This window comes from Roseibium marinum, assembly GCF_002906165.1.
In the GTDB taxonomy this organism is placed as follows: domain Bacteria; phylum Pseudomonadota; class Alphaproteobacteria; order Rhizobiales; family Stappiaceae; genus Roseibium; species Roseibium marinum.
In genome coordinates this window covers 234,033-251,094 of record NZ_PPCN01000008.1, presented here as the reverse complement: position 1 = coordinate 251,094, position 17,062 = coordinate 234,033, and the positions used below count along the sequence as shown (strand labels likewise).

Genomic DNA, 17,062 nt, shown 5'->3' with positions numbered 1-17,062 from the left:
ACAATGAGCACCATGATCAAAATGGTTCGTTCCCTCGCCGCGGTGGCGGCCATTGCCGCCGCGACCCCGGCCCTCGCCGCCGGTGAAGCGCCGCATATCGAACGCGAGCAATGGTCCTTCTCCGGACCATTCGGCTTCTACGACCGCGGGCAGGTGCAGCGCGGCCTGAAGGTTTACCGCGAGGTCTGCGCGAGCTGTCACGGACTGCGGCAGGTCGCGTTCCGTAACCTTGCCGACTATGGCGGGCCGAGCTTTACCGAGGATCAGGCAAAGCAGATCGCGTCCGAATACACCGTGGTCGACGGTCCGAACGACGATGGCGACATGTACGAGCGTCCGGGGATCCTGGCGGACAAGTTTCCGTCACCGTTTCCGAACGAACAGGCCGCCCGTGCGTCCAATGGCGGAGCCTATCCGCCGGACTTCTCCCTGCTGGCAAAAGCGCGCGCCGGCCATCGCGGTTTTCCGTGGTTCGTCTTCGACGCGGTTACCCAGTATCAGGAACAGGGTCCGGACTATATCTACGCGCTGCTGACCAGCTATCCGGAAGACAATCCGGCGTGTCTGGGAGAGGATATCGACGGCTACTATAATCCGAAATTCCTTGGTGGATCGGTGACGGCGGAAGAATGCGCGCATGAGCATCTGACCGGCGGTCCGATCGGCATGGCGCCGCCGCTTTCGGAAGAAATCGTCGAATATACCGACGGTACGCCGATGACGGTCGAGCAGTATGCGCGCGACGTTGCCGCGTTCATGATGTGGGCTGCCGAGCCGCATCTCGAAGAGCGCAAGAAAATCGGCTTCCGCGTGATGGTCTTCCTGATCTTCTTCGCCGGACTGCTCTACTTCACCAAGAAGAAACTCTGGCGCAACGTTGACCATTGATTGAACGTTGACACAGTGCATTATGAAAGCCGCCGGTTACCGGCGGCTTTTTCTTTGAGAGGTAATGGAATGCGCCGCATATCGATTTTCCTGTGTGTGCTGCTTTTTCCCGCATCGGTATTTTCCCAATCCGCGGCGATGCATACGGTTGCCGTCCTGGATCTGCAGATTGCGATGAGAGCCGCGCTGCGGGCGGTGGAGGTCTGCACCGAGGCCGGGCATCAGGTGGGCGCGTCGGTCGTCGACCGCTTCGGCGTCGAGCAGGTAACGCTGCGCAGCAACATGGGCGGGGCGCATGTGGCCGAAACGGCGCGGCGCAAAGCCTGGACGGCGGCGAGCTTCAACATGCCCACTCTCGATCTGGACACGCTTGCCGAACCCGGCAGGGCGTGGGGCCTCGTTACCGTTCCCGGAGCGGTGACGCTTGGCGGCGGGCTGCCGATCGTCTCGCAGTCCGGAGAGCTTCTGGGCGGCATCGGCGTTGCTGGGGGCGGCGGCGGGGACAACGAGGCGCAATGCGCCAAAGCCGGCCTTGACGCGATCGCGGATCAGCTGAAATAACCCACGCGGATTACCTTCGGCGCCTTGAGACACAAGGCTGGCCGGATCAGGCAATTATCAGGAGCGGGCATGGCAGACGCAGTCTTGGGCATCATCGGCGGTTCGGGCATCTACGATTTGCCGGGTCTTGAAAATTCGGAATGGATCAGTGTCGAAAGCCCCTGGGGGGTCCCATCCGATCAGGTGCGGGTCGGAACCATAGACGGACTGAAAATCGTGTTCCTGCCGCGCCACGGCCGCGGCCATGTCTATTCGCCGACCACCATCAACTACCGTGCCAATATCGACGTCATGAAGCGCTGCGGCGTCACCGACCTTCTGTCTGTCTCCGCCTGCGGTTCGCTGAAGGAGGAACTGGGGCCGGGTACATTCGTGCTGGTGGATCAGTTCATCGACCGGACCATCGCACGGGAAAAGAGCTTTTTCGGCACGGGATGCGTCGCCCACGTCTCCATGGCGACCCCTGTCAGCCCGAAGCTGGTCGATGCAGTGGCCGCGGCGGCGGAAGCGGAAGACCTCGCCTACACCAAAGGCGGGATCTATCTTGCCATGGAAGGCCCGCAGTTTTCCTCGCTTGCCGAAAGCCGGCTCTACAGGTCCTGGGGCTGCGATGTGATCGGCATGACGAACATGCCCGAAGCCAAGCTCGCCCGCGAGGCCGAGATCTGTTACGCGACCGTCGCGATGGTCACCGATTACGACAGCTGGCATCCGGATCACGGCGAGGTCGATATCCAGGCAATCCTCAAGGTTCTGCGCGAAAATGCCGACAATGCGCAGCGCCTCGTTGCCCGCGTCGCCCGCGATCTGCCGCGCGAACACCGGTCCTGCCCGGCCGGCTCCGACACGGCACTGGAATTCGCCATGATGACGGCGCCCGAAAAACGGGATCCGGCGCTGGTCGCCAAACTGGACGCCGTCGCCGGCCGTATTCTGAACAAGGCCATCTGAGAGAGCGGCAGCCCGCAATCGGGAGCAAAATGGCTTCGGCCACTGGCGTAAACTTGCTATAAGCCACGGTCGGAGCCCGGGTCATCGCAACCCGGCCTGCCTGACCAGATCACAAACCCGGGACAGTTGCTGCTATCTCGGGAACCGTACCAGAAAGAGAGTTCGATGACCGAACAGACGATCCAGGATGAATTGATCTCGTCGATACGTACGATCAAGGACTATCCGAGCGAAGGGATACTGTTTCGCGACATCACCACACTGCTTGGCGATGCGAGGGCGTTCCGCCGTGCGGTGGACGCTCTGGTGCAGCCCTGGGCCGGTTCGAAGGTCGATCAGGTTGCCGGCATCGAGGCACGCGGCTTCATTCTGGGTGGGGCTGTCGCCCATCAGGTCTCTTCAGGTTTCGTACCGATCCGCAAGAAGGGAAAGCTGCCGCACGAGACGGTGCGTATCGCCTATTCCCTGGAATATGGCCTGGATGAAATGGAAATGCACAAGGACGCCATTCGGCCGGGGGACCGGGTCATCGTGGTGGATGACCTGATCGCCACGGGCGGGACGGCGGAAGCGGCCTGCAAGCTGCTGCGATCGATGGGCGCGAATATCGAGGCGGCAGTTTTCATCGTCGATCTGCCGGATCTGGGCGGGCGCGGGAAGCTGGAAGCGATGAACGTTTCGGTGCGCACTCTGGTGGAATTTCCGGGGCACTGAGCGCTCATGCAGGGAGGAACCGGCGCAGGGGGTGCCAAACCGGAATTTTCGCAGGCGTTTCAGAGGGACTTCGAGACCCTGCTGAAATGGCGTCGCGACGTGCGCCGCTTCAGGACCGATCCGCTTCCCGCCGGCGCGCTCGACCACCTTCTCGCTCTGGCTGATCTGGCTCCTTCCGTCGGCAACAGCCAGCCCTGGCGGATCGTGATCGTAGACAGCCCGGACAAACGCGCAGGGATCGTTGCGTGCTTCGAAGCGGAAAACGAAGCGGCCGCGGGCCGATATGACGAAGGCATGGCGCAGCAGTACCGGCAGCTCAAGCTGGCGGGTCTGAAGGAAGCCCCCGTTCATCTGGCGGTTTTCTGCGACGGCGCACCCGCGCAGGGACACGGTCTCGGACGGGCGACCATGCCTGAAACGCTCGCTTATTCCACCGTCAGCATGATCCACACGTTCTGGCTGGCGGCGCGGGCGGAAGGCATCGGTGTCGGCTGGGTATCGATCCTCGACCCGCACGCCGTCGGGAATATCCTCAAGGTTGACGCCGGCTGGCGGCTCGTGGCTTATCTATGCGTCGGTTTTCCGGAAGAAGAGCATATCGATCCGGAACTGGAGCGTGCGCACTGGCAAGCGCGCAGTCCTCTGGAGACGCGGTTATTCCGGCGTTAGAGCATCCCGGGTTGGGCCGAACCCGGACCTGCTGCCCTGACACTACAAGAGCGATCAACTTTTTTGCTTTCGTGTATTGCCGCATGACAGCAGGTTGATCTGGGAGCGAATAATGCCTGTGATCATTCGACATACCGAAGACAGAGACCATGCCGACGTGCACCGGCTGCTGACGGACCGCTGGACCGCGCCGGACCTCATGCTCGACAACGAGATGCTCGATGCCTCGCGCCTGCCCGGATATGTCGCATATGACGGCGATGACCTTGTCGGCCTCGTCACGCTGATCAAGCGCGATGGCGAGTGGGAAATCGTGACGCTGGATTCAATCAACCGCTGGGGCGGGGTGGGCAGCCAGCTGCTCGATGCGGTGATCACCGAGGCGCGGACGAAAAACGTGCCGCGCCTTACCGTGCGCACCTCGAACGACAATCTGGATGCTTTCCGCTTCTACCAGCGCCGTGGTTTCCGGCTGGAGCGGATCGGCCAGGGGGTCATTGATCAGGAGCGGAAACAAAAGCCCGCAATTCCGCTTCGCGGCGACTACGGTATCGAGATCCACGACGAAGTGCTGTTCGCGAGGGTGCTGTGAAGCCTGTCTATCATTTGAGAATTTGTGAGCTTATTACCAGGAAGACAAACAATAGAATAATGGCTTCAACGATCCCATTGCTTGTATCTATGGTCGTGTGCGGGTATCTTTTTAATGAACATAGAGATCACTTTTCATATTTCCTGACGGTAGTATTTTCAGTTTTATTCTTTCTGTCCTTTGAATACGGGTTTTTCGCAAGAATGGCGTCTCTCGTGATGGGGAACTCCTTGCGCTCTGTTCGCGGGCAGCCAAGAACGCGCTTCCAAAGAGACCTGGGGCACTCCGTCGCTGTCTACAAGGCGGTCGGCATTTGGGTCGAGGACAAGAAATAGCCTTCTCTGAAGGTTGGCAGGCCGGACGCTGGGAGCCTTTTCCTTTGTGACCCATCCTTCGAGACGGACCTTACGGTCCTCCTCAGGATGAGGGTCAACATGTTGCTATTCCGGGACTTCCAACATCCTCATCCTGAGGAAGCGCGCCAGCGCTGTCTCGAAAGATGGGCCGCAGAGAACGGTTTCGCTGGCTTCCAATTTGAGCCTTCAGCGTATTTGCATTGCGCTGCACAATAGTTATAATCGCAACATCCCAAGATCACTCTACGTGCCGGAAAATTTCCGCGCATTTTCTGATAAGATTTCCTGAGGAGGATAATACATGACCGCTGCCAGGTCACTTGAAACGGCTGAGGAAATTTCAGATATCGCGTTCGGTTTCATGGGTTCGAAGGCGCTGTTTTCTGCGCTTCATGTCGGTTTGTTTTCAATCCTCTCCGACACGACTTTAACTCCGGAAGAAGTTGCCGCGAAAAGTCTTCTTGATCTCGACCGGGCAACCACTCTTCTGACGGCCTTGACCAGTCTCGGTCTGGTGCGCAAGGACGGCGCGGGCTTCACCAATTCCCCGGCTGCGGAAGCCTTTCTTGTGAAGGGGCGCAAATATGATTTCGGCGACTATCTGCGGTTCCAGATCGACAGGCAGATGTATCCGTTCATGACCCAGCTCAACGACGCGCTGACCGACAGTCTGGATCAGGATCAGGTTGCTTCCTATGAGGACTGGTTCAGCGATCCGGAAGAAGCCCGGCTCTATTCGCGCTCCCAGCATGCCGGCTCGCTCGGACCGGGGCGCGGGCTTGCGAAGATGGTCGATCTGTCCACGGCGAAGACACTTCTGGATGTCGGCGGCGGCACCGGTGCGTTTTCGATTTCGCTGTGCAAGGCCTATCCGCAACTGACGTCCACCATTCTGGATTTCCCGAATGTCGCCAGCGTCGGTGAGGAATTCATCGCGGAGGAAGGCCTTTCGGACCGGATCGCCTACCGGCCGGGCAACGCCCTCACGGACCCGTGGCCGGAAAGCGCCGACGCGGTGCTGATGTCCTATCTCTTTTCCGGCGTTCCCGGATCGGCGATCCCCGGTCTGGTGCGCAAAGCCGGCGAGGTGCTTGCTCCCGGCGGGCGCTTCATGGTGCATGACTTCATGGTCGACGAAAACCGGGAAGGTCCGAAACTTGCCGCGCTCTGGCAGCTTCAGCACACGGCGTTCAACCCGGAAGCCCGCTCCATCACCAGCGCCTATGTGGCCGGGCTGATGGAAGCGGCCGGATTTGACCAGGTCAGGACGGAAGTGATGATCCCCGGCATGACCATGCTGGTGCATGGCCGCAAGCCTGCCTGACATCTCGCCAGCCTGACACGTCAGCTCTTGCGCCGTTCCACGAACACGATTCCCTTGAAGGCGAAGACCAGCGTGCCGTCCTGATTATGCGCCAGCATGTCGGAGTGGATCAGTCCCCATTCGGGGCGGCTGCGGCTTTCCGTCTTGCCGGTCACGACGCGGCTGTAACGAAGGGTATCGCCGGCGAACACCGGCTTGACCCATCTCAGTTCCTCGAAGCCGGGGGAGGGGCCGAGCCTTGCCGGCGTGCGTCCTTCCTCGAGCGCCTTGCGGTGAAGCGCCTGATGCGTGGCGACGAACAGCTTCATGAATATGGATGCCGTGTGCCACCCGGAGGCGCACAGGTGACCGAAATGGGTTTCGGCCGCGGCCTCTTCGCTCAAGTGGAAGGGCTGGGGGTCGAACTTGCGGGCAAACCGGACGATCTCGTCGGCGGTGAAGGTATATTCGCCAAGGTCCAGCGTTTCACCGACCGCGATCTCCTCGAAAAACGCTGTCATGCGCCCGGATACCTCTTTGCGAAAAGGATGGGATTTTCCCACCGGAGAACTTCGGCATCGCTCTGGTTGATGGCCGTCACGCGCACGGAGACGATACCCATTTCCGGTCTCGAGCGAAGGTTTTTCGTTTCCAGAATTTGAGCGGTGGCGAAGAGCGTGTCGCCGGGAAAAACCGGGCGCTTCCACTGCAGCTTGCTGATGCCGGGTGACCCCAGGCCAGTGCTCTTGTTGAGCAGTCCCGTGGCCAGGAGGTTCATGACCAGGCTTCCGGTATGCCAGCCGGAGGCGGCCAGTCCGCCCAGAATCGACGCCTTGCCGGCCGTCTCATCCACATGAAAGGGCTGCGGGTCGAATTCACTTGCGAATTCGACGATGTCTTCCTTGCTCACGGTCACCGAGCCGAGCTCAAACTGCTGGCCCGGTGTGAAATCTTCGAAATGAATCAGGTCGGACATGAATTACGATGGCTGTCGTGACTGGTCGGGAATGCGACACGTCTGCATTCCGGGGCGATGAAAGGTGGCACAAGATCAGTCGTAATAGATCTCGTTGTCGTCCATATAGACGTTGCTGGCCGCGCAGATATCGATGGCGATGGGATCGTCCAGAACTTCCGTATCGTCGTCAGCAAGCCAGCCGACCTGGAATGTCTGGTCGCAGTTTCCGGTATCGGCAACAAACGTCGCCCGGGCATTTTCTCCCGGCTCCAGTGCTTCGGAAAGCCAGTTGTCGCTCCAGCCGCCGCCGTCATTGGTGTAGAAGCCGACGACGGTATTTTCTTCGGTGTTGTTGTAGATCCGGAAATAGCCTTCCGATCCCGTGCCCTGCGCGAGTGCGGCAGCGCCGGACACCAGCAAAGTGAGGCCGATGACGGCCGAACCAAGTACTCGCATTTAACTCCCCCGGGTGCGCTGCCTGTGTGGTTCCAAGGCCTGTGAAACTAGTCTGAGGTGCCGGGGAAGTAAATTCAATTCGGCGCCGGTCCGGGCCATTGCGGCATGTCTTCGACGCGAGCTGCTTCCCGCCTCAGACCTTCACATATTTGCGCCAGTCGTGCTCCTCCCGGAAACCCAGCACTTCGCGGATCTTGCGATTGGAAAACAGCGCCTCGTGCTCGCCGAGGTCCCGGCCGAGCGGGACATCGGGAAAGAAGCGTTTCAGGATTTCCTTGTTGGGAATATCGACCGAATTTGTGTCGTTGCCGGCATTGAAGACCTGATAGCCGAGGCCATCCTTTTCCAGGCACAGATCGACGATCTGGCCGAGATCGCGGGCATCGATGTAACAGAAGATGTTGCGGCGCCGCTGGGCCGGGTTCCTGAAAAAGTCCGGGAAACGGTCATATTCGTGCGGCTCGATGACGTTGCCGATCCTGAGCGCGTAAATATCGAAGCCGGAGCGCCGCTGGAAGGTGCGGGCCGTCTGTTCGTTGACCACCTTGGAGAGCCCGTAGCTGTCCATGGGATCGACGTCGTAATCCTCTTCCACCGGCAGGACCTTGGGATCGGCCACGCCGTCGGCGAAGCAGACGCCATAAGTGGTTTCCGACGAGGCAATAATGATCTTGCGGATGCCCAGCTTCACCGCCGCTTCGATGACATTGTAGGTGCCGACAGCATTCACCGCGAAGGTCTTGTTGTCCGGGTGGATCAGGATGCGCGGAATGGCGGCGAAATGAACGACGGCATCGAAGGAGGGGACGCCGTTGCCGGGCTCCATCTCGTCGAAATTGGCGTAGCTGGTCATGACGTTGAACATTTCGCCCGACTGGGTGATGTCGGCGGTGAGATTGTCGACACCCGGATGGTCGAGCGGTTTCAGATCGACATTGACCACCCGGTGGCCGCGGTCCAGCAGGTAGGGAACGACGTGCTTGCCCGCCTTGCCGGTGCCGCCGGTGAACAGAATTCGTTTGCGTGAGCCCATCTGCGTGTCCATCCCGAATTGATTGATTTGCGTCCATCATGCCGAAAAAGGCGCCGGAAACCAGAGGCTGATTTTATCCCTTTAGGGAAATCACCTTTTCGGGTGATTGCGGACCGGGTCCACGATGGTGGCCTTTGCCGCAAAATCCGGGTGTCTCTCTGCGTTGGCATCCCCGGCCTTGAGCCGGGGTCTCGTGACGGGTCCCGGATCAAGTCCGGGCAGCGCAACGGGACTTGTTGCAGCCGCCGTAGCAACAGCATTTAAAGCGGCCAGAAAATCAGGATTGCCGGTATGGCGACCGCGAGGACCAGGATTTCGAGCGGCAGGCCGATGCGCCAGTAGTCGCCGAACCGGTAGCCTCCGGGGCCCATGATGATGGTGTTGTTCTTGTGGCCGATAGGCGTCAGGAACGCGCAGGAGGCGGCCACGGCGACACCCATCAGGAAGGCGTCCGAGTTCACGTCGAGTGTCGTGGCAATCTGTACGGAGATCGGCGCGGCGATCAGGCAGGTGGCGACATTATTGAGGAAGTCCGAAAGGGTCATGGTGACGACCATAAGCACCGCAAGGGTCACCCAGGCGGGCGCACCGGCGGTCGTGGTGACAATTCCGTCCGCGATAAGCTGGGCGTTTCCCGCCTGTTCGAACGCCTGCCCGAGCGGAATGAGCGATCCGAGCAGGACAATCACCTTCCACTCCACCGCGTTGTAGACTTCCGAGCCGCTGACAAGACCGGTCGCCGCGTAGAGAATGACGCAGGCGGCAAGCGCCACGGGCAGATAGGCTATTCCTGCCACTGCCGCCGCTATGGCGACCACAAAGCCGGCAATGGCCAGCCAGCTCTTGTTGCGCTGGATCATGCCGGTCTGACGGCCCTCCAGCGGCAGAACGCCAAGCCAGGTGCAGGCCTCTTCCAGCCGGTCCGGCCTTCCGAGCATCAGCAGGACGTCGCCCGGACGGACCGGCTCGTGACGGACGCGTTTTTGAATGCGCCGCCCCTGGCGGGAAATGCCGAGCAGGGTGACGCTGTGATTGTTCAAAAGCCGCATGTTGAGCGCCGAACTGTTGGCGATGCGGGCATTGTCGGGGACAATGGCTTCGATGAGCGACAGCGCGTCTCCGGTAAAGCCCCCCTTGTGCCGTTCCGATCCGGCGAAGCCGAGTTTTGCCGCTCCCATGAAGCTTTCGATGGCTTTCGGATCGCCTTCCACCATCAGGAAATCGCCGTCCTTGACCGGTTCGCGGCGCGCGAAGCCCTTGATCCGGCGTCCGTTGCGGATAAGGCCGATTATGGCGACATCCTTCTCGTCCGCGGCGGGATAAAGATCGCCCACCGTAAGGGACTTTTCTTCCGAACCCGTGCTGACCTTCAGTTCGGCCACGTAGAGACTTTCCGCGAAGTCGGAAGGTTTTTCCTCCGCGCGGAAGCGTTTCGGCAGGAGGCGCCAGCCTATCAGGGTGACAAAGGCGATGCCGCTGACGGCGACGGCCAGGCCCACGGGGGCGAAGTCGAACATGGAAAAGGGAGCGCCCAGGGCGTCCGACCGGTATTGCGCGATGACGATGTTCGGCGGCGTGCCGATGAGGGTGATCATGCCGCCCAGGATCGTCGCGAAGGACAGCGGCATGAGCGAGAGACCGGCGGAACGGCCGGCTTTTTTCGCCGCCTCCAGATCGAGCGGCATGAGCAGGGCCAGCGCGGCGACATTATTGATGATGCCCGAAAGGGCGCCGCCGAAGACCGCCATCAGGCCGATATGTCCGGACAGGCCGCGCGAGGCCGACAGGAGACGCCCGGCGATCAGTTCGACGGCACCCGAATTCATCAGGCCTCTTGAAACGATCAGCACCAGGGCGATGATCACGACCGCCGGATGCCCGAAGCCCGAGAAGATCCGGTCCGACGGGATAAGGCCGAGAAACGCACCGACGATCAGTGCGGCGAAAGCGATGAGATCGAAACGGATGCGGCCCCAGACCAGCAAGGCAAAGACGATGCCGAACAGGATAAAAAGGGCAGTCTGGTCGAATGTCACGGATAAGGGGCTCCGTTGAGGGGGCGGCTGCGGCAGAGGATCGGCACGGTTTCAGCAGACCATGACCGAAGATTGATCCCAAGACCAGCCGTCGATCCGTTTTGCTCTCCATATCCCTGTCGGCGACGGCGTGTATATCCTCACCAACGCTTCCGCCGTCATCCGGTTCCGGACGACAGCAGGCCAGCCAATGAAAAAACCCGCCGGGAAACCGACGGGGTTTTCATTTCGTCCCGGGTCATGCGGAGACGGGGCTTAAATCACCTTTACGGAGAGCCCGGGCAGGTCCGCGATCGAGACTTCCAGCACGTCGCCACGGGCAACCGGGCCGACGCCTGCCGGCGTTCCGGTCAGAATCACGTCGCCGGCGGCCAGTTCGAAATACTCGGAGAGATAGGAAATCATTTCCGGGACTTTCCAGATCATCTGGTTGAGATCGCCGTCCTGTTTGACCTCGCCGTTCTGTGTGAGCCTGATCGAACCTGTGTCCTTCGGGCCGCATGCGGCGGCTGGAACCAGGGGCGTGATCGGAGCCGATTTCTCGAACGCCTTGCCGATTTCCCAGGGACGGCCCATCTTCTTGGCCACGCCCTGCAGGTCGCGGCGGGTCATGTCGAGCGCGGCTGCATAGCCGTAGACATGATTGAGCGCGTCGGCGATCTTGATGTCCGTGCCGCCCGATTTCAGCGCCACGGCCAGTTCGGCTTCGAAATGTACGTCTTCCGATTGCGCCGGGTAGGGAAACTCGTTCGAGACAACGAGGTTGTCGGAGTTCTTCTGAAAAAAGAAGGGGGCCTCCTTGTCCGGGTCGTGTCCCATTTCGACAGCATGTGCCGCGTAGTTCCGGCCGATGCAGTAAACTCTACGGACCGGAAACCGCTTGTCGGTTCCCTTGACGGGCAATGTTGCGGGCTGTGGCGGCTCGATCACAAACTCAGACATTCAACACCTCTGCTTTTTTAGGTTCTGCATTGACGAAAACCCTTACCGATTTTTAGATCAATCACAACCAATTTTTCTTGTTTCGATTTTTTCTTGCAATATAGCAATGATTGAGGATTAATCATCGTATTGATCCTGAAATTGGTTGATCAATTTTCTGATTGGCTGCAGATCTTGAACGAAGGGAAACAGCTGGTGCTAACCCGTCCGGAAACGGCATCCCGCGGTGAAGCGGTGGGGCTACTCAAGGATTTTATCGCTGAAAACAGCTTCGCTCCCGGAGACAGGTTGCCGGCCGAGCGGGAGCTCATTGGCCGGCTGGGCATGACGCGGAGCAACCTGCGCAAGGCGCTGGACAGCCTTGAGCATGAAGGCGTCATCTGGCGGCATGTCGGCAAGGGGACGTTCATCGCGGGACAGGACGACAGGCTCGACATCGGGCTGCTGTCGGACATCGGCCACCAGATCACACCGGTCAAGATGATGCGGGCCCGGCAGTGCATCGAGGCTGTGATTGCCCGGGAGGCGGCGATCAACGCCTCCAGACAGGCCGTCAAGAAGATCATCCAGATCAAGGATCGGGCCAGGGCGGCGTCGAGCTGGGAAGAATACGAGACCCAGGACGATCTGTTTCATTACGCGATCGCGGAAGCCACGGACAATATCCTGCTGCTTGCCCTGTTCGACCAGCTCAACAAGGTTCGCCGGGCCGTGGCGGTCAGCACGGTGATCCGCGAGACCAGGCGTCCGCCGGAGGATCATACAAGTTTCACGGAACACGACCGCCTCTGCGCGGCGATCGAAGCGCGCGATCCCAAAGCCGCACACGATGCCATGTGGCAGCACATCAGCTCCGTTTCCGCGCGTCTGTTCGGGGAGATGTGAAGACACGTTTTTTCGGGCGGCCCGACCGAGCCAAAGAAGCCGGAGGCCCGCGCGAAACAATCGGACCCACGAGGTCCATATTCGGGAGGAGAACCATGAATACTTTCTTGCGCAAACTGGGAGCGGCTGCCGCGGCCATTCCGCTTGCCGTCGCCCTGCTGGCGAGTCCGGCTGACGCCGCCGGCAAGATCAAGATCGCGCTTGCGGAAACCCCTTCGGACGAGCTGGCGGCCTTCTTTGTCGCCCTCGACCGGGCAAAGGCCAACGGCCTCGATTACGAGTGGACCGCTTTCTCTGACGAGGAACTCGCCATTCAGGCGGTGCTGAGCGGCCAGATGGATATCGGTTTCGGCACGCCCTATGCTGCCATGCAGCGCTCCAAGGCGCCGATCCGGATCGTGTTTCAACTGTCGAAGCTGAAATTTTTTCCGGTCACGTCCAAGAAATACGACAAGCTGGAAGATCTGAACGGCGAACCGATCATGCTGCACTCGCGCGGCGGGGGCACGGACTCCATCGCCAACGTGATCGAGGACAAGGTCGACATCAAGTTCGGCGACCGATCCTACGTGCCCGGTTCGTCAAACCGGGTGGCGGCGCTCATGGCCGGCCAGACCGATGCGACGATCATCGATCTGTCCAACAAGAACAAGATCATGAAAATCGCCGGGGACAAGTTCAACGTCCTGCCGATGTTCGAGGTCGATGCCAGCGACGAAGCGCTTTTCGCCAACCTGGACTGGATCAAGAACAACGAGAAGGACGTCGATATCTTCGTCAACGCCCTGCTCAGCGTCTGGCAGGACATGGCCGAGGACCCGACGATCATTTCGAAGGAAACCGATCCGAACGGGCCCATCGGCCAGCTTCCGCCGGAGATCCTGGGCACGCTTGACGAGTTCTACGCCGCAGCGGTCGAGGGAGGGCTTTACGATCCCAATGGCGGCGGCGAGAAAGCGGCTCTTGCCGATTTCGACTGGTATTCGCGCGCCGGTCAGCTTGAGGGAGACCTCTCGACGCTGAAGGTAGAGGACTTCTGGTACCTCGAGCCGCTTAAAAAAGCGGCGAAATAAGTTGCCTGCACGGCCGCCGGTCCGTCCGGCGGCCACCTTTTCATTTCAGCGAAATCAGGAATGTGGCTTATGACGCGCCGTTCCCTCTGGCTCAAGATCATATCCGCGGCGGTGCTTTTCGGGGCCTGGCAGATCGCGGGAATGATCCCGGTCAGCTACGCTTTTCCGACTTTTTTCGAATCCATGGCGGCTCTCTTCCGCATGGCCGCCGACGGCACGTTGCTTACGGCCTATGTCGAAACGCTCCGCCCTCTGGTGGTTGGCGTCGGCATCTCGGCCTTTCTGGGGATCGGCCTGGGATTGTGGATCGGGCTGAGTGCCAGGTTCGACTGGCTGTTTTCGCCGATTTTCATCGTCATGCAGGCCGCTCCGCTGGCGGCGCTTATCCCGCTGCTCGTCATGGCCTACGGCATCGGGCTGACCTCAAAGGTCTTTGTCGTCTGCATCATGGCGATGCCGGTCATTGTCCTCAACACGGCCAGCGCGGTGCGCAACACGCCCGCCTCGCTGAAGGAGATGGGCCGGTCCTTCCTGGCCTCCGATACGATGATCATGCTCAGGATCATCATACCCGCCGCATCGCCGGTGATCTTCAGCGGTCTTCGGCTTGGCGTTTCCGCAGGCTTCATCGGGGCCATTCTCGCCGAACTGAAGATCACGCCGACCGGCGTCGGCGACATCATCACCTACAGCCGCTCGATTGCGGATTACCCCGCCATGTATGCGGCGATCTTCTCCATCATCCTTCTCGCCGTCCTGTTCCTGAACTTCCTGGAGCGGCTCGAAGTGTATCTCTTTGAAGGAAATGTCCGTGGTTATGCCTCAGATTAAAGAAGCCGTGAACGTGCCAGACATGCCGCAATCCGACAACGCCGTCGTTGCCCGGGGGATTTCCAAGACTTACGGTGAGGTCGAGGCGCTGAGAGATCTGTCGCTGGAATTTCCCCGCGGTCAGCTCACATCCCTGCTGGGGCCGTCGGGCTGCGGCAAGACAACCCTGCTCAAGATCATCGCGGGACTTTTGAAACCGAATTCAGGTGAGATTGAAGTCAACGGCAAGCCCGTCAAGGGGCCTGGTCCGGACCGCGCCTTCGTCTTCCAGGACTTTGCCCTGATGCCCTGGGCGAATGTGTTGCGCAACGTGGCTTTCGGTCTGGAACTGCGCGGCGTTGCCACATCCGAACGCGAGGCGATCGCCGAGAAGTATATCGCCGAGGTCGGGCTTGCGGGTTTCGAGAAAAGCTATCCGCATCAGCTTTCCGGCGGCATGCGCCAGCGCGTCGGTCTTGCGCGCGCCCTGTCGGTCGATGCGGATGTGCTGCTGATGGACGAACCGTTTTCCGCTGTCGACGAACAGACCAGGCGCAAGTTTCAGGAAGATCTTCTCAATCTCGTGCAGCACGAGAACAAGACCTTCATTTTCGTCACCCACTCGATCGAGGAAGCGGTCTATGTTTCCGACCAGATCGCGATCTTGCTGCCGCGCCCGAGCCGGGTGTCGGAAATCATCCGCCCGACCGACCTGAGGCACAAGAATGTCGACAATATCCGCCGCGACCCGGAATACCTGGATATCGTCGACAGTATCTGGGCTTCGCTGCGCAGCTACGTGGAATAGGAGAGGCCAATGACACTCTTCGGATACCGCCTTCCGGCCATGTCCTCGCTGATCCTCTGGGCCCTGGTCTGGGAAATCATCGGGCGGCTGGATCTGACGTTCTTCGTGCCGCCGCTGTCGGAGGTTCTCGTGACGCTGACTTCGGTGATCGGCACGGCACCTTTCCTGAAAGCTCTCTCGGAGACGGCCCAGGCGTTCGGGGCCGGTGTTGCGGCTTCCGTGCTGATCGGCATCCCGGTCGGCATCCTGATGGGCAAGAACCGGCTCATCGACGAGTTGCTGCTGCCCTGGGTGAACATGTTCCTGAGCGCACCGCTGACCGCGCTCGTGCCGGTGCTGATGGTGCTGTTCGGGTTCGGCATGAAATCGATCATCATCACGACAACGCTCTTCGCCATCTGGATCATCATCCTGAATGCCAGGGCCGGAGTGCTGCAGATCAACCGGTCGCTGGTGGAGATGGCGCGCAGTTACGGGGCCAACCCGTTCCAGGCGTTTTACAAGATCTATTTCTGGGCCGCGCTGCCTGAAATCCTGGGCGGGGTGCGCATCGGTGTGATCCGGGCGGTCAAGGGTGTCATCATCGGTCAGCTGCTGATCTCGATCGTCGGCTTCGGCGCGCTGTTCGAGCTCTATGCCAACAATTTCCTGATGGCCCATTTCTGGGCGGTGCTGATCGTGCTCTTCGCCCTGGCGTTCTCGGTCTCGGAAATTCTCGCCTACCTGGAGCGGCGGGTGTCCTATTACGCGGCGAGCCGCTGAGACCGGTTTTCCGCTGAAACGCCCGGGCCATGGTCCGGGCGTTCCCAAAGAGTTGCCTGAAAAGAGTCTGGCGCTGTCTTACGTATTGAACTTGAAGAGCAGGATGTCGCCGTCCTTGACGATGTATTCCTTGCCTTCGTCGCGCGCCTTGCCGGCTTCCTTGGCGGCGGTTTCGCCGCCAAGCGAAACGTAGTCGTCATAGGCGATGGTCTGGGCCCGGATGAAGCCGCGTTCGAAATCCGTGTGGATGACGCCGGCAGCTCCCGGCGCCCTGGTGCCCTGGGTTATGGTCCAGGCGCGTGTTTCCTTCGGCCCGGCCGTGAAATAGGTGATCAGGCCGAGCAGGTCGTAGCCAGCACGGATCAGCCGGTCGAGCCCCGGCTCTTCCAGGCCGATGGTTTCCAGGAACTCTTCCTGTTCCGCGGTGTCTAGTTGCGAGATTTCCGCCTCGATGGCCGCGGAAATCACGACGCATGCCGCGCCTTCTTCCTTCGCTCTGGCGGCAACCTTCTCGGAAAGCGCGTTGCCGGTTCCGGCGGACGCCTCGTCCACGTTGCAGACATAAAGAACCGGTTTGGACGTCAGGAGGTTCAGGCCCTGAAGCAGCCGTGCTTCTTCCGCGTCGGCCACTTGCAGCAGGCGCGCCGGCTTGCCGTCCTGCAGAAGGGTGAGGGCGCCTTCCATGATCGGCAGGAGTACCTTGGATTCCTTGTCGCCGCTGCCCGCCTTCTTCCTCAGCGGGGTGATGCGGCGCTCCAGGCTTTCCATGTCGGAGACCATCAGTTCTGTTTCCACCGTTTCGGCATCGGCCAGCGGGTCGATCGCGCCTTCGACATGGGTGATGTCGTCGTCCTCGAAACAGCGCACTACGTGTGCGATGGCATCGACCTCGCGGATGTTGGCCAGGAACTGGTTGCCCAGGCCTTCGCCCTTCGACGCGCCGCGCACCAGACCGGCAATGTCCACAAAGGTAATGCGGGTCGGGATGACTTCCTTGGACCCGGCAACCTTGCGGATCGCATACAGGCGCGGGTCCGGAACCGCGACTTCGCCCGTATTCGGTTCGATGGTGCAGAACGGATAATTGGCAGCCTGGGCCGCTGCGGTCTTGGTGAGCGCATTAAAGAGCGTGGACTTGCCGACATTCGGCAGCCCGACGATGCCGCACTGGAAACCCATGGGAGTTCGCTTTCGGTTCGTGTCGTGAAACTGTTGCAGCGCTACATGCCCGAGCGCACCGGGCAGGTCAAGGGTTTGGAGCGGCG

General features: G+C 60.4%; 19 protein-coding genes. 12 read left to right on the top strand and 7 right to left on the bottom strand.

Features of this window, described 5'->3' with window-relative positions:
• Positions 1 to 3: 3 nt before the first annotated feature.
• The 7 genes from CLV41_RS18285 to CLV41_RS18250 all read left to right on the top strand — a co-directional run bounded on the left by CLV41_RS18285 (position 4) and on the right by CLV41_RS18250 (position 6,055).
• Positions 4 to 888 (top strand): cytochrome c1, encoded by an 885-nt coding sequence (locus tag CLV41_RS18285; protein WP_103223860.1) that lies wholly within the window; start codon positions 4 to 6, stop codon positions 886 to 888.
• 69 nt (positions 889 to 957) lie between these two features.
• Positions 958 to 1,449: a GlcG/HbpS family heme-binding protein gene (locus CLV41_RS18280; protein ID WP_103223859.1), complete on the top strand. Its 492-nt coding sequence runs from the start codon at positions 958 to 960 to the stop codon at positions 1,447 to 1,449.
• A 69-nt stretch (positions 1,450 to 1,518) separates the two neighbouring features.
• Positions 1,519 to 2,400: an S-methyl-5'-thioadenosine phosphorylase gene (locus CLV41_RS18275; protein ID WP_103223858.1), complete on the top strand. Its 882-nt coding sequence runs from the start codon at positions 1,519 to 1,521 to the stop codon at positions 2,398 to 2,400.
• Between the two features lie 165 nt (positions 2,401 to 2,565).
• Complete coding sequence (locus CLV41_RS18270) at positions 2,566 to 3,114, top strand: adenine phosphoribosyltransferase (RefSeq protein WP_103223857.1); 549 nt, start codon at positions 2,566 to 2,568, stop codon at positions 3,112 to 3,114.
• A 6-nt stretch (positions 3,115 to 3,120) separates the two neighbouring features.
• Positions 3,121 to 3,783 carry a 5,6-dimethylbenzimidazole synthase gene (gene bluB, locus CLV41_RS18265; RefSeq protein ID WP_103223856.1) on the top strand — a complete coding sequence of 221 codons (663 nt, stop codon included), beginning with the start codon at positions 3,121 to 3,123 and terminating at the stop codon, positions 3,781 to 3,783.
• A gap of 112 nt (positions 3,784 to 3,895) precedes the next feature.
• Positions 3,896 to 4,375, top strand: a complete 480-nt coding sequence (locus CLV41_RS18260; protein WP_103223855.1) for a GNAT family N-acetyltransferase — start codon at positions 3,896 to 3,898, stop codon at positions 4,373 to 4,375.
• Positions 4,376 to 5,032: 657 nt separating this feature from the next.
• Positions 5,033 to 6,055 carry a methyltransferase gene (locus CLV41_RS18250; RefSeq protein WP_103223853.1) on the top strand — a complete coding sequence of 341 codons (1,023 nt, stop codon included), beginning with the start codon at positions 5,033 to 5,035 and terminating at the stop codon, positions 6,053 to 6,055.
• A gap of 20 nt (positions 6,056 to 6,075) precedes the next feature.
• On the opposite strand, the gene CLV41_RS18245 is transcribed toward CLV41_RS18250, so the two are convergent.
• From CLV41_RS18245 to CLV41_RS18220, 6 genes are all read right to left on the bottom strand, one after another.
• Positions 6,076 to 6,555, bottom strand: a complete 480-nt coding sequence (locus CLV41_RS18245) for a MaoC family dehydratase (protein ID WP_103223852.1) — start codon at positions 6,553 to 6,555, stop codon at positions 6,076 to 6,078.
• Positions 6,552 to 7,010 (bottom strand): MaoC family dehydratase, encoded by a 459-nt coding sequence (locus CLV41_RS18240; protein ID WP_103223851.1) that lies wholly within the window; start codon positions 7,008 to 7,010, stop codon positions 6,552 to 6,554. The genes CLV41_RS18245 and CLV41_RS18240 overlap by 4 nt, the downstream gene beginning before the upstream one ends.
• A gap of 75 nt (positions 7,011 to 7,085) precedes the next feature.
• The gene (locus CLV41_RS18235) at positions 7,086 to 7,448 is read right to left on the bottom strand and encodes a hypothetical protein (protein WP_103223850.1); all 363 of its coding nucleotides are present in this window, start codon (positions 7,446 to 7,448) and stop codon (positions 7,086 to 7,088) included.
• 133 nt (positions 7,449 to 7,581) lie between these two features.
• Positions 7,582 to 8,481, bottom strand: a complete 900-nt coding sequence (locus CLV41_RS18230; RefSeq protein WP_103223922.1) for an NAD-dependent epimerase/dehydratase family protein — start codon at positions 8,479 to 8,481, stop codon at positions 7,582 to 7,584.
• A 260-nt stretch (positions 8,482 to 8,741) separates the two neighbouring features.
• Positions 8,742 to 10,517: an SLC13 family permease gene (locus tag CLV41_RS18225; protein WP_103223849.1), complete on the bottom strand. Its 1,776-nt coding sequence runs from the start codon at positions 10,515 to 10,517 to the stop codon at positions 8,742 to 8,744.
• Between the two features lie 255 nt (positions 10,518 to 10,772).
• The gene (locus CLV41_RS18220) at positions 10,773 to 11,459 is read right to left on the bottom strand and encodes a fumarylacetoacetate hydrolase family protein (protein WP_103223848.1); all 687 of its coding nucleotides are present in this window, start codon (positions 11,457 to 11,459) and stop codon (positions 10,773 to 10,775) included.
• A gap of 195 nt (positions 11,460 to 11,654) precedes the next feature.
• On the opposite strand from CLV41_RS18220, the gene CLV41_RS18215 reads away from it, so the two are divergent.
• From CLV41_RS18215 to CLV41_RS18195, 5 genes are all read left to right on the top strand, one after another.
• Positions 11,655 to 12,344: a FadR/GntR family transcriptional regulator gene (locus CLV41_RS18215; RefSeq protein ID WP_103223921.1), complete on the top strand. Its 690-nt coding sequence runs from the start codon at positions 11,655 to 11,657 to the stop codon at positions 12,342 to 12,344.
• A 95-nt stretch (positions 12,345 to 12,439) separates the two neighbouring features.
• On the top strand, positions 12,440 to 13,417 hold the full coding sequence (locus CLV41_RS18210; protein ID WP_103223847.1) for an ABC transporter substrate-binding protein: 978 nt from the start codon (positions 12,440 to 12,442) through the stop codon (positions 13,415 to 13,417).
• A 69-nt stretch (positions 13,418 to 13,486) separates the two neighbouring features.
• Complete coding sequence (locus tag CLV41_RS18205) at positions 13,487 to 14,248, top strand: ABC transporter permease (protein WP_103223846.1); 762 nt, start codon at positions 13,487 to 13,489, stop codon at positions 14,246 to 14,248.
• The gene (locus tag CLV41_RS18200; RefSeq protein WP_103223845.1) at positions 14,235 to 15,035 is read left to right on the top strand and encodes an ABC transporter ATP-binding protein; all 801 of its coding nucleotides are present in this window, start codon (positions 14,235 to 14,237) and stop codon (positions 15,033 to 15,035) included. Before CLV41_RS18205 ends, CLV41_RS18200 begins: the two co-directional genes overlap by 14 nt.
• 9 nt (positions 15,036 to 15,044) lie before the next feature.
• Complete coding sequence (locus CLV41_RS18195) at positions 15,045 to 15,797, top strand: ABC transporter permease (RefSeq protein WP_103223844.1); 753 nt, start codon at positions 15,045 to 15,047, stop codon at positions 15,795 to 15,797.
• 78 nt (positions 15,798 to 15,875) lie between these two features.
• Here the strand turns inward: CLV41_RS18195 and ychF are convergent, their stop codons facing one another.
• Complete coding sequence (ychF, locus tag CLV41_RS18190; protein ID WP_103223843.1) at positions 15,876 to 16,976, bottom strand: redox-regulated ATPase YchF; 1,101 nt, start codon at positions 16,974 to 16,976, stop codon at positions 15,876 to 15,878.
• Positions 16,977 to 17,062 lie beyond the last annotated feature (86 nt).